The organism is Pseudarthrobacter sp. lyk4-40-TYG-27 (assembly GCF_030209295.1).
Classification (GTDB): Bacteria; Actinomycetota; Actinomycetes; order Actinomycetales; family Micrococcaceae; genus Arthrobacter.
Window position 1 is genome coordinate 129398 of the sequence record NZ_JARVSH010000007.1, and the last position, 12204, is coordinate 141601.

The 12204-nt window shown below is 67.7% G+C and carries 11 protein-coding genes; 4 read left to right on the forward strand and 7 right to left on the reverse strand.

From position 1 onward, the window contains the following. Positions 1-47: 47 nt before the first annotated feature. From ahcY to QRM96_RS14725, 3 genes are all read right to left on the reverse strand, one after another. Entirely contained in the window at positions 48-1514 is a 1467-nt protein-coding gene (gene ahcY, locus QRM96_RS14715) for an adenosylhomocysteinase (RefSeq protein WP_285320091.1), read from the reverse strand. Between the two features lie 75 nt (positions 1515-1589). Next, on the reverse strand, positions 1590-1817 hold the full coding sequence (locus QRM96_RS14720; protein WP_026264923.1) for a Trm112 family protein: 228 nt from the start codon (positions 1815-1817) through the stop codon (positions 1590-1592). A gap of 79 nt (positions 1818-1896) precedes the next feature. Further along, positions 1897-2283 carry a DUF3499 domain-containing protein gene (locus QRM96_RS14725; RefSeq protein WP_026264922.1) on the reverse strand — a complete coding sequence of 129 codons (387 nt, stop codon included), beginning with the start codon at positions 2281-2283 and terminating at the stop codon, positions 1897-1899. A 118-nt stretch (positions 2284-2401) separates the two neighbouring features. Between QRM96_RS14725 and QRM96_RS14730 the strand changes: the two genes are divergently transcribed. Then, positions 2402-2914 (forward strand): metallopeptidase family protein, encoded by a 513-nt coding sequence (locus tag QRM96_RS14730; RefSeq protein WP_285320092.1) that lies wholly within the window; start codon positions 2402-2404, stop codon positions 2912-2914. A 68-nt stretch (positions 2915-2982) separates the two neighbouring features. Here the strand turns inward: QRM96_RS14730 and QRM96_RS14735 are convergent, their stop codons facing one another. From QRM96_RS14735 to QRM96_RS14745, 3 genes are read right to left on the reverse strand one after another with little or no spacing between them, the layout of a single operon-like run. Continuing rightward, the gene (locus QRM96_RS14735) at positions 2983-4677 is read right to left on the reverse strand and encodes a DUF5719 family protein (protein WP_285320093.1); all 1695 of its coding nucleotides are present in this window, start codon (positions 4675-4677) and stop codon (positions 2983-2985) included. After that, positions 4670-8026 (reverse strand): glycosyltransferase, encoded by a 3357-nt coding sequence (locus QRM96_RS14740; RefSeq protein WP_018762935.1) that lies wholly within the window; start codon positions 8024-8026, stop codon positions 4670-4672. Before QRM96_RS14740 ends, QRM96_RS14735 begins: the two co-directional genes overlap by 8 nt. Positions 8027-8055: 29 nt before the next feature. Then, on the reverse strand, positions 8056-8586 hold the full coding sequence (locus tag QRM96_RS14745; RefSeq protein WP_018762934.1) for a WhiB family transcriptional regulator: 531 nt from the start codon (positions 8584-8586) through the stop codon (positions 8056-8058). Positions 8587-8976: 390 nt separating this feature from the next. On the opposite strand from QRM96_RS14745, the gene QRM96_RS14750 reads away from it, so the two are divergent. Next, positions 8977-9678 carry a TIGR03089 family protein gene (locus QRM96_RS14750; protein ID WP_018762933.1) on the forward strand — a complete coding sequence of 234 codons (702 nt, stop codon included), beginning with the start codon at positions 8977-8979 and terminating at the stop codon, positions 9676-9678. 12 nt (positions 9679-9690) lie between these two features. Here QRM96_RS14750 and QRM96_RS14755 read toward each other — a convergent pair whose 3' ends face one another. Next, complete coding sequence (locus tag QRM96_RS14755; protein WP_018762932.1) at positions 9691-10248, reverse strand: GtrA family protein; 558 nt, start codon at positions 10246-10248, stop codon at positions 9691-9693. Positions 10249-10419: 171 nt separating this feature from the next. Here QRM96_RS14755 and QRM96_RS14760 point away from each other — a divergent pair, with 171 nt between their 5' ends. Together QRM96_RS14760 and purE are read left to right on the forward strand one after the other, a co-directional pair. Continuing rightward, complete coding sequence (locus tag QRM96_RS14760) at positions 10420-11616, forward strand: 5-(carboxyamino)imidazole ribonucleotide synthase (protein WP_285320094.1); 1197 nt, start codon at positions 10420-10422, stop codon at positions 11614-11616. Continuing rightward, positions 11613-12197, forward strand: a complete 585-nt coding sequence (gene purE, locus QRM96_RS14765; protein ID WP_018762930.1) for a 5-(carboxyamino)imidazole ribonucleotide mutase — start codon at positions 11613-11615, stop codon at positions 12195-12197. Before QRM96_RS14760 ends, purE begins: the two co-directional genes overlap by 4 nt. The last annotated feature ends 7 nt before the right edge of the window (positions 12198-12204 follow it).

The following is a 12204-nucleotide window of genomic DNA, read 5'->3' on the forward strand; positions in this document are numbered from 1 at the left end:
CAGAAAATAACGGCCCGGGCGCGTTGCTGCGCCCGGGCCCTCACGTGTCAGTAACGATAGTGCTCAGGCTTGTAGGGGCCGGCCGCGTCGATGTCCAGGTATTCAGCCTGGTCCTTGGTCAGCTCGGTGAGCTCCACGCCCAGAGCGTCCAGGTGCAGGCGGGCGACCTTTTCGTCCAGGACCTTGGGCAGGACGTACACCTTGTTTCCGTACTCGTCCTGGTCCTTCTTGGTCCACAGCTCGATCTGCGCGATGGTCTGGTTCGCGAACGAGTTGCTCATCACGAAGGACGGGTGGCCCGTGGCGTTGCCCAGGTTGAGGAGCCGGCCCTCGGACAGCACGATGATGGAGCGCTCGGCGTCGCTGCCGGCGTCGAAGACCCACTCATGGACCTGCGGCTTGATCTCAACCTTCTTCACGCCGGGAACGCGGGCAAGGCCGGCAATGTCGATTTCGTTGTCGAAGTGGCCGATGTTGCCCACGATGGCCTTGTTCTTCATGCCCGCCATGTGCTCGGCCATGATGACATCCTTGTTGCCCGTGGTGGTGATGAAGATGTCGCCCTGTGCCAGGACTGATTCCAGCTTGGCCACCTGGTAGCCGTCCATGGCTGCCTGAAGCGCGCAGATGGGATCGATCTCGGTGACGATCACCCGTGAGCCTTGGCCGCGGAGGGCCTCTGCGGCACCCTTGCCGACGTCGCCGTACCCGCAGACGACGGCGACCTTGCCGCCCATGAGCACGTCGGTGGCACGGTTGATGCCGTCGGGCAGGGAGTGTCGGATGCCGTACTTGTTATCGAACTTGCTCTTGGTGACGGAGTCATTGACGTTGATGGCCGGGAACAGCAGCTTGCCCTGGTCCGCGAGCTGGTACAGGCGGTGGACACCGGTGGTGGTCTCTTCGCTGACACCCTTGATGGTGGCCGCCGTGCGGGTCCACTTCTGCGGGTCCGCGGCGAGGGAGCGGCGGAGCACCTCGAGGAAGATACCGTACTCCTCGGAATCTTCGGGGTCGGCGGAGGGGACGTTGCCCGCGGCCTCGAACTCGACACCCTTGTGGACCAGCATGGTGGCGTCGCCGCCGTCATCCAGGATCATGTTGGGACCCAGTTCGGGGTTGGACTCGGCACCGGGCCAGGTGAGGATCTGTTCGGCTGTCCACCAGTATTCTTCGAGGGTCTCGCCCTTCCAGGCGAAAACGGGCACGCCCTGCGGATCCTCGACGGTTCCCTTGCCCACGACAACTGCCGCTGCGGCCTCGTCCTGGGTGGAGAAGATGTTGCAGGAGGCCCAGCGGACCTCGGCGCCCAGCGCGGTGAGGGTTTCGATCAGCACCGCGGTCTGCACCGTCATGTGCAGGGAGCCTGCGATCCGGGCGCCCCTGAGCGGCTGCGTTGACCCGAATTCTTCGCGCAGGGACATCAGGCCGGGCATTTCGTGCTCCGCCAGGCGGATCTGGTGCCGCCCGGCTTCCGCCAGGGAGATATCGGCAACTTTGTACTCAAAAGTCATGAATGGTCCTTTGCTTGAGGCGGGGTCCTGGTCCCCGTTCTGCTGTTTCTCGGTGCGGGCTGGTGCAGGTGGATCTTATTGCCCTGCCGCGGCAGGATCGTGCTGGTCCGAGCCCGCCGTTGCCGCTGCCGCCAGCAGTTCCGGCGGAAGGAGCAACGGAATACCGTCTTCGATGGCGTACCGGTTCTTGACGCCTGCTTCATCTGCCGTGGTGGCCACCAGTTCTTCGCCTTCCTGGACCAAGGGCGAGCCGGTCACGGGGCAGCGCAGGACGGACAACAGCTCGGGACTGATCTTTGGCATGTGTTCTTGCTCCCTGGCGGGCGCGCTCGCGCCGGTAGCGGAAAAGATGTGCAGCAACCAGCCTACCGCCAGATCCAGGTCAGGAAGGTTCCCGAAGGACGCGCAGGTGCCCCCGCCGGGTTCCTTCGGTTCCGGCCGGCGCTTCGAGGGCGGAATGGTGCCCTCGCTGGGTGGGCGGCTGTGGCTCCGACGGGCGCGCCGCGGCATCACGGACGGCGTTGGCGAGTGCCAGGAGGTCGTCCGGGCCGGGCTGCTGTGGGGTGGACGGCATAGCCAGCCGCAAAACTTCCCAACCGCGCGGAACGGTCAACGAGCCCGCATGCTGTTCACAGAGGTCGTAGCAGTGCGGCTCGGCGTAGGTGGCCAGTGGACCGAGGACGGCCGTGGAGTCCGCATAGACGTACGTCAGGGTGGCTACCGCCGACTGGCGGCAGGCGGACCTTGAACATTGACGGATAGCTCCCACGACATCACAGACTACCCTTATATCCCTCGAAAGCCGTGCATTGGCTGCGGTCCCCGACGCGGACGGGCCGCCCGGGGAATATATCGCGTAAATCCGCCCCCGGGTTTAGAGTCGGTATATGCAGTCATCGAACCATGAATCAGGTTTTTCGGTCCGGTTGGCTGACCCGGACGCCTCGGCTGCGCCGGGCGTGAAAACCACCGGCAGGAGCTTCCTGCGGCGGCGCCGGAACCGCCACGGACGCGGCCTGCGCGGCGAAGTAATGCTCCCCACCCACCCCGGCTACCGGACCCGCGGCGACCGCTTCGACGATCTGGTCCTGGACTCAGCGCAGCGGCTCCATGACATTTGGGGCAAGACCCTTGACGGCGTCCGGTTCGGCGTCGACGAAATCCCGCCGGACCTCGAACAGTTGGCCGCCAAGGGCAGCACTGCCCCCATGGGGGCCTATACGCCCGCCGCTGGTGCCGAGGGGCCCATGATTACGGTGTACCGCCGCGTTGTTGAGAACGCCTGCTCCAGCGTGGAGGAGCTCCAGGACCTGGTCCACGACGTCGTGGTGGAGCACACCGCGGAGATGCTCGGCGTAGCCCCGGAGACCCTGGACCCGGTCTACCGCCGCCGCTACTGAGCCCGCCACCCGGGGCTGCCGCGCGGCAGACCCCGGGTCTTGACCGGGCGTGCCGGCTGTCAGGAATCCTAGTAGCCCAGGGTAACCGGGACGGTTTCCTGTCCGGCGGCAGCCGGCAGGAAAGCCAGGGTTGAGACGTCGTTGCGACCGTCCTGGCCCAACAGCACGGAACCGTAGGCGGCATCCCCCGACGCCGACACCACATACCCGACGACGTCGGCACCGTCAGCCTGGTCCGGAACGGTAATGGTGGCGGTGGTTCCGCCGGCGATGTCCGCGGTGGCGGCCGGCCTGACCTTGCCATCGGCGGTGATTGGCGCGTAGGTAATGGTGGCCCGCGTGTCCAGGGCCCCGAACACCAGCTGGCGCAAGCCGCCCTTGGGGACGGGAACAACATGCTGGCTGCCCAGCCGCACGGCGGATCCCGCCCACGCCACATCCGAGGGTTGCCCGGCTTGAAGGCCGCGGCTCATTCGGGCGGCCGCCACGAAGGAAACGTCCGATGAGGCGGCAATGGTGTACTGGCCCGCCGGAACCCCGGCCAGGGACACTTCCGTGACGTTGCCGGCCTTTGCGGTGACCACTCCGCCGGCTGGGAGCGCGGTTTGGCCGTCCCGTCCATACAGCTTGATCTCCACCACGGCGTCCGAAGCGCCCGGAACCGTCAGTTGGAGCGCCGGGGCGGCATCCCCGTAACCGTTGCGGGACGTCAGCGCGGCAAGCCCGGCAGGATCCTGGATATCCACTCCTGGCACGACCTGGCGGACGGCCGGTGCCGCCCCGGGCGCAATGAAGTCCACGCCGCCCGGGGTCAGGCCGCGCAGGACGCTTTGCTGGATCGAGGCGGCCACGGGTCCGCCGGCGCTGCGTACGCGCACGCTGAGCTGGGGAACGTTGGGGGCCAGGCCGGCAAGGACGACGCTGCGGGTGGTGCCGGGAGCCACCAGCAGGCCTCGGCTGCCCGGCGCCTGGATCTGCCCTGCGCCACCGTACAGTTCCAGGCTTACCGTGGCAGGGGTGCTGGAAGCGTTGGTCAATGCCAGGACGGAAGTGCGGCCCACTGTGGTGCTGGCACCTCCCAGCCACTGGTCGTTGGAAGGTTGCCCGCAGGTGGCTGCCGCACTCCCCTGCAAGTCGCCGTCGGTGGCGGTGTATTTCATGGCACCGGCCGCGGACGCGTTCTGGTTGGCCACGGCGTTGGCGCTGAGGACGTTGACCTGGTCTGCGGCCCGGTCCGCCACCACTCCGGCGAGGAGCTCCTGTGGTGCGCCGGCCGCCGGAGGCTTCCCGGCGTCCTTGGCGATCTCAACGACGGCCGTCCCGTCCAGGCGGGTCAGGCGGCTCGCAGGCAGAACGCCGCCGGCGCCCAGCACGGCCGCGGTGACCTTGGTTGCGGCGGTGGCCGACTCCGGCCGGAACTGGGCGTCGGTGCCTGTGCCCGTACCCTCCAGCAGCCTCGCCGGGCCCGGGCACACGCCAACACTGGCTCCTGCCGGAACAGCTGCCCGCACCACCGGAAGGACACGGCTCGATGCCGGCCCCTGCACCAGCGACCCCGCAGCCACTACGGCTCCACCACCCGCGAGGATGAGCACCCCTGCGGCTGCTCCGGCTACCGCCGCTGCCCGCCCGCTGACGCGAGGCACCCGGGTGGAACCGCGGCCGGTCCGTTTGGCGTTACCACCGTTTTCGCTGTGGACTGGAGCCGGTGCCTGGACCGGCGCGGGAGCCCCGGAATCCGCCGGCGGGGTGTGCTCATGCATTTTGGTGTTCCTTACGCAGGGAGCCCTCGTCGCGTGAGAGGCCGGTCCGCGGCCGTTGCGTCGGCATCGGGACAGCGAGGATGACGGTCAGGCCGATCACCGTGATTTGGCCTGCAGCGGCCCAGAAAGCCCACGGGTTGTCGTAGCGGACCGTGAGCTGGCCGGCCGAGGCCGGAAGGGTGAAGGCCTGGGCCCAGCCGGACGTGGTGGAGGTCAGCTTGCGGCCGTCGAGCCAGGCGCTCCAGCCCGGGTCCGCCCGCTCGGCAAGCACCACCAGGCGGCCCTCCGGACCGGTTGGGACGGCGGCGTCAACGCCGTCCTTGTTGGAGGGGACGGAGGTTGTGGTGGCACCGCGCGGATCCACGATACGGACGCGGTGGGCGACGTCCGCGGCCTGCAGGACCGCCTGGTTCGATGGGCTGATGCGCCAGAGCCAGCCGACGTCCGTCTGACCCACTGCCACCAGGCCGGGTACGGCATCCATGCGGCTGGCCGTCAGTTGGGCTGCCGTGTCTGCGGCCCGCAGCACCACGAAGCCGACGCCCAGTTGTTCGAGGTCGGCACGGGGATCCACTCCCTGGCCGGCAACCAGCGTGGCGACGACACGGCGGACGGAGCCGGTGACGTCGTCGTCGTCGCGGACCTCTTCCGCGCCCGGGGCGCCGATGATGGTGCGGGCGGAGGCAATGGCCGAGAGGTTGTCCAGGGTGGTACCGGCCCCCCGCATCAGGGAAGCCTTATAGGTGCCGTCCTCATTGGTGCTGATGATCAGGGTGCGGGTCTGTTCGGGTCCGGTACCGCGGTCGATCGCCGTAGCAGGCAGGGACCGTGCGTTCGCGGCCTCCACCAGCCGGGCGGAGCCCAGTGCTCGGTCGGTCCCGGAGCCGGATGGGCCGGGAGTGCCGGCCGGTGCTGCAGGCGCGGGGGCGGCGGCCGGACGCAGGAGGTTTTGGGCGGACCACGCAGCCATCCCGGCCAAAGGTCCGGCCAGAAGCATCACCAGGCCCACTGCCAGCCCGGCGCGTGCCGCAGTGGTGGCCTTGGACCCGGCAGCGGATCTGCGGTCAACGGCAGACATGACCTGGCCGGCGCCCAGGATTGCCGCGGACAGCAGGGCGAAGGAGGCAGCCGAAACCGCCGGTCCCGGGAAGGGGGTTACCAGGGACTCGGCGTTGATGCCCGTGGCCACGTGGCTGGTCAGCCATCCGCTGGCCAGTGACACCAGTGCCACGATCCAGAACCAGCGAACGGCCCGGACCGGGCGTCCCGCGACGAAGAGGCCAACGATGGCCAGGGCCACGACCGGGACCGAGATCAGGAGTGCCATCAGCAGCGCCCACGGCACCGGTCCGCCGGAGAACAGTCCAAGCCCCTGCAGCCCGCCCGCAGGGTCAAACGCCAGGGGCTGTCCGATAATTTGCTGCCACAGAGGCGCGGCATCGAAGCCAAGCGGGAGTCCGGGGTCGGCCAGGAGTGCGCGCGGCCGGTCGATGGTGGAAAGGCCGAACGGCACGAACAGGGCCGCACTGGGCAGCAGGGCCCACCACACGGTCCTCCCCCGCCGGCCCAACAGGACGCCGCAGAGGACTATGAGCACAACGGCCGGGACAAGCAGGGAAGGGGCGGAGGCCGTCGTGACGGCCAGCGCCAGGCCGGCTGCGGCGGAGGCAGTCCAGGATGGCATGCCGTTGACGCCGGGTTTGGCAGGCGCTTGGTCGGCCGGACGTGCATCAGCGGGGGATTCCAGGCTGAAGCTGCCATGGCCCACGGCTGAACCAGTAGCCCGCAGCAGGCCCAGGACCACCAGCGGAATCATCATGTGCGCTATGAGTGCGCCGGCGCGGCCTTGGTTGAGGGCAACCTGCAGTGCCGGGGCAGCCGCCCAGAAAATGGCGGCTGCGAGCCGGAGCCGGCGCCGGGCCGTCAGGCCGCCTGCCGCAAACCAGGCGGTAAGGCCGGAGAGCGGGGCGCCCAGGAGGAGGAGCCACGCCATGGCCGGGTTGGCATCGCCGCCACCCAGGACACCGATAATCCACAGCACATAGTCAAAGGGGTCGCCATGGCCGGGAAGTCCGGCTCCCAGGCTGATCCACCAGCCGGAGGCGTTGTGCCAGATGTCGCCCAAACCCGCCGATACCGGGATCAGGCCGCCGCCGGTGATGGCATTGGCCCGGAACAATCCGGTGAGGGCGAGGAGCGAGGCGATTGACGCAATGATGACGGCAGCGAGGGCGCCGTTGCCCACCCATCCCCTCTTGGCGGTGGCGAGGGCGGCGAAGTCATCAGCGGCGTCACCGGTGGGCTGGTGGGCGAGCGGATCCTGCACCAGGTGGTCAGCGCCGGATCCGTCCGATCCCAGCGCCTCCATCAGGGACCGGCGGTGGCTCCACACTTCACGGCGTGGTGTTTGCAGCTTGCGGATCACCGAGCGTCGGATCCGCCGGGTCCGTTTGGCCGCCCTTCGGGCTTTTGCCACCGACCGTGGACGGCCCAGGGCCGCACAGGTGGCCAGGAGCTGTGAAATGCCGTGGCCGGGATCCTTGACCACGATGCTCAGGACTAGTTTGAAGAGGCTGCCCAGCAACGCTCCAAGGCCGTGGACCGGCACCATCCAGAGGGGGCTGTGCTTGAGCCGCAGGTGTACCTGTGCCTTGCGGGCTGCTGCGGGGTTGCCCAACGCGTGGGGCCGGTGCGCGACGTGGAACATGCGGGCCGCGGGGACTACCACGACGCGGTGGCCGGCCAGCCGGTTCCGCCAGCAGAAGTCAACGTCGTCGCCGCTGCCAGGCAGGGCGGGATCGAAACCGCCCAGTTGCTCCCAAACGTCCCGGCGGACCAGCATGCCCGCGGAATTGACGGCGAAAGTGTCGGTGCGGCCGTCGTACTGGCCTTGGTCCAGCTCATCGGCGTCGATCAGGGTGAGCCGCTCAGCCCACCGGCTGGTGGAAAGCCCGACGTCGATCAGCCGGCGCGGCGAGTGCCAGTCGAGCTGCTTGCAGCCGGCCACGGTCACGGAAGGCGCACGCTCCACGGCGCCGAGGAGTTCAGCGAGGGCATCCGGGGCCGGGGCCGCGTCGTCGTGCAGCAGCCAGATCCATTCCGTCCTGTCGCCGCCCGACCCGGCTTTAGGAACCAAACCGGCGAGGCCTGCGGAGATGGCCGCACCCATACCGCCCTTGGTCCGGGGGTAGGCCAGGACGCTGGCGTCGCCCAGGGATTCCCGAAGCAGGCTGTGGGAGTCGTCGGCAGAACCGGCATCAACGCCGATGGCACGGTCGACAGGCCGGGTCTGGCCAGCCAGGGCTGACAGGGTTGTGGGCAGATAGGCACTGCCGTTGTGGGCGACCACAACGGCAGTGACATGGACATCCTGAAGAATTAGATCGCTCGCTTCCTAAGCCGCCGGCGCTCACGCTCGGAAAGGCCTCCCCAGATGCCGAACCGTTCGTCGTTGGCCAGCGCGTACTCCAGGCATTGCGACCGTACGTTGCAGGCGCCGCACACCTTCTTGGCGTCGCGGGTGGAACCGCCCTTTTCCGGGAAGAACGCCTCCGGGTCAGTCTGGGCGCACAAAGCGTCAGTCTGCCAGCCCAGTTCGCCTTCGTCATCGAAGTCCTGTTGGAGCGGCAGTCCGATCCACACCGGTTGCACGCTTCCGCCGGCGGCCAACTCCATGGGCGGATCCAGGTCGTCCTCCGGTTCCGCGCCGTCCAGCAGGGCCTCGTGCGCCGCGAGGAACGCCGTGGCCTGATCCTCGAGGACACTGCCGGAGTTCCTTTTGTACCGTTCCGCAGCATCAGGATCGGCGGGGTCAACGTACCAATCGCTTGGCACCCCCCGCGCACGGTACTTTGCCGTTGCCTGGCCGGCTACGACGGCATCTTCCTGGATACGCTCTGCTTGCCCCACGGCGACCCTCCTGACGTTGCAGCCACTGCCTTGATACGTGGACACTCGGTTGTGTGCCGGTATTTACGCAATTGCTTTAGATACCTAATTACACGCGTGTAACTAGGGTGAGTCAAGCCGTAGCCGGGATAATAGACAGTGAAACCTAAGAACTTTGCGCACGCCACGCCCGGGTTTTTTGCCGGCTTCGGCGTGGCGCGGGCCGGAAGCAGCATATTCCGGCCGTGAAAGCCGCAAAAACAGCGCCACGACGGGGAAAATACCCGCTAAGTGCCAAAATAGCAAGCACCCTTAGTAGGCCACGTGATAAACATCACTCCTGCCGGCGGACTGGGGACGCAGCGTCCAGCTGCTGGTGACCAGGGGATGCCAGGATGGCAGGATGAAGCCATGACATCGATCCCCGCCATCACCCTGATGGGCAACCTCCGTTCCGGCAACTCCACGGCACCGCGCCTGACCTGGTACGGGCCGGATTCGGAACGGGTTGAATTGTCGGGCCGGGTCCTGGACAACTGGGTGGCCAAGACCAGCAACCTGCTTCAGGACGAGCTCGACGCGGAGCCGGGCATGCGCCTCGGACTTGCGCTGCCGGCGCACTGGAAGGCCTTGGTCTGGGCGCTGGCCGGCTGGCAGCTTGGCCTGGAAGCAGTGTTCGACGGCGGACCGGTGGACTTTACGGTGACAGCCGCCCCTGGTGAGGCGACAATCGGGCACGGCGCCGTGATCGCCGTCGCGCTGCCCGCCCTCGCCATGCGCTGGCCAGGGGAACTTCCGGGTGGCTGCATCGACTACGCGGCAGAGGTACGGTCCCACGCGGACGTGTTCATGCCGCACACGGATCCTGATCCCTCAGCCCGCGCGCTCGTGACGGGCGACGGGCGCCCGGTGGAGCACAAGGACCTGCTCACGGACTTTGGTGCATCCCATGGGGAGGGCGTCCGCCTCCACATTCCAGCGGGCAACGGCCTCGAGTCAGCGCTGTCCAACGCGCTGGGCGCCTGGCAGCACGGCGGCTCCGTGGTCCTGACCCACCCGGATGTTGAACTCACGGACAAACTGCTGGCCGACGAACGCATCCACGGCAGCTAGCAGGCGCGGGTCCTAGGCCTTCGGGCCACCGTCGACAGGGGCGGAAGCGGGACGTTCGGCGCGCGCGGACTCCCGGTGCGGGTGCGCTTCGATGAGTTCGTGGTCGTGCGAGAACTCCGGCTCTTGGTCCAGCTCCTGGTTGAACACCAGGAAGCGGTACGCGAAGAACCGGACAACAGTGGCGACGAGGATGCCCGCGACCCCTGCCAGGAAGAGCAGGTTCTTGTCGTCGATACCCATCCCGTACTTGGCCAGCGCGGTGAATCCGGTGGAGATCCCGATCCCGATGCCATTGATGATGACGAACATGACGAACTCGCGAAGAACATTGGCCTGGCGCCGGTGCCGGAAAGTCCAGAAACGGTTTGCGATCCACGAGAAGACCGTGGCCACGGTGGCGCCCACGAAGCGCGCCTTCGCTTCGCTGTCCGACATCGGGCCGTGCATCAGGTAGTACGTCAGCCCGTTGTCGATGACGAATGCCACACCGCCCACGGCCCCGAATTTGGCCACTTCCCGCCAGAAGAGCGAGGCAAGCCCCCGGATACGATCTGCAAGTGCGCTAAACATGACCCTCCATGGCCGTCCGAACTGTGGGCCACTCGGCCAAGGACCCATTTTAGCCCCCAAAGCTTTGGACTGGCCCCGGACTGCCCCCGCTGCCGGCCCGCAGCAGAAAATGTCACGCTCCCGCCGGGCCGTAAAAGCGCGATACGGTGCGTCTTCGGTAGGCTGGCATACGTGACTTTTCCAGTAATAGGTGTAGTTGGCGGCGGCCAGCTTGCGCGAATGATGGCCCCTGCCGCTACAGCACTCGGCTTCGAACTCCGTGTCCTCGCCGAAGGCGAGGACGTTTCCGCGGTCTCTGCCGTACCGGCCACGCCGGTGGGCGATTACACGGACCTGCAGACCCTCCTGGAATTTTCCCGGGGCCTGGACGTGATGACGTTTGACCACGAGCACGTTCCCACGGCGCACCTCAGGGCGCTCCAGGAAGCGGGGGTCAATGTCCAGCCCGGACCGGACGCCCTGGTCCATGCACAGGACAAACTGGTCATGCGCGCAGCCATCGACCGGTTGGAACTGCCCAACCCCGCCTGGGCGTCAGTGGCCAATGTCGCAGACCTGGTCAGCTTCGGCGAGGAAACGGGCTGGCCCGTGGTGCTGAAAATGCCGCGCGGAGGCTACGACGGCAAGGGCGTCCGGATTATTGCCTCCGCAGAGGAAGCTGCCGGCGCCGCCGAATGGTTCGCCGCCATGAGCCCCTTGCTGGCCGAAGCGAAGGTGGAGTTCACCCGCGAACTGTCCGCCCTGGTGGCGCGGACACCTGATGGCGAAGCCCGGGCCTGGCCGGTGGTCCACACCATCCAGGTGGATGGTGTCTGTGACGAGGTGATCGCACCCGCGCTGGACATCCCGCTGGAGGTGGCCGCAGCCGCCGAGGACGCCGCATTGCGTATCGCAGCGGAGCTCAACGTCACCGGCGTCCTTGCTGTTGAACTTTTCGAGACGCCGGGCTCGGGCGCCGGCTTCCTGGTCAACGAACTGGCCATGCGGCCACACAACACCGGCCACTGGACCCAGGATGGCTCCATCACCAGCCAGTTCGAACAGCATCTGCGCGCCGTCCTCAACCTTCCACTCGGCGCCACCGACGCATTGGCCCCCGTCACCGTGATGAAGAATTTCCTGGGCGGGGAAAACCAGGACCTCTTCTCCGCCTACCCGATGGCCCTGGCCAGCGAGCCGGCCGCCAAGGTCCATTGCTACGGCAAATCCGTGCGGCCCGGACGTAAGATCGGCCATGTCAACCTGGTGGGAAGTTCGACGACGGACGTTGACTCGGTCAGGCGCCGGGCAACGGCGGTGGCGGCCATCATCCGTGATGGACGTGCCGGCGCCGAGGAACCATCCCCTATCTTCGAGGAGAACGCATGAGCGCCGAAGCCACCCCAGCCGCCGGTCCCGGTGCCAGCCCCCTGGTGGGCCTGGTCATGGGCTCCGACTCGGACTGGCCCGTCATGGAGGCGGCGGCCGAGGCCCTCGCCGAATTCGGCATCCCGTTCGAAGCTGACGTCGTCTCCGCCCACCGGATGCCGACCGAGATGATCCGCTACGGCCAGACGGCTCACGAGCGGGGGCTGCGCGTCATCATCGCCGGGGCCGGCGGCGCCGCGCACCTGCCGGGCATGCTGGCCAGCGTTACTCCCCTGCCGGTCATCGGCGTCCCCGTCCCGCTCAAGACCCTTGACGGCATGGACTCCCTGCTGTCCATCGTCCAGATGCCCGCGGGTGTGCCGGTGGCAACGGTATCCATCGGCGGTGCACGCAATGCGGGCCTCCTGGCCGTGCGGATGCTTGCCTCCGGTACGGACGAACTCGCTGCGTCACTGCGCGCCGACCTCCTGGATTTCGCTGCCGACCTCAACGCCGTCGCCTCGCGCAAGGGCGCCAACCTGCGGCAGAAAGTCAGCGAAGTCTTCCCTGACGTGTCCGGCTCACTTCGGGGCAGCCGTTAGGGCGGCG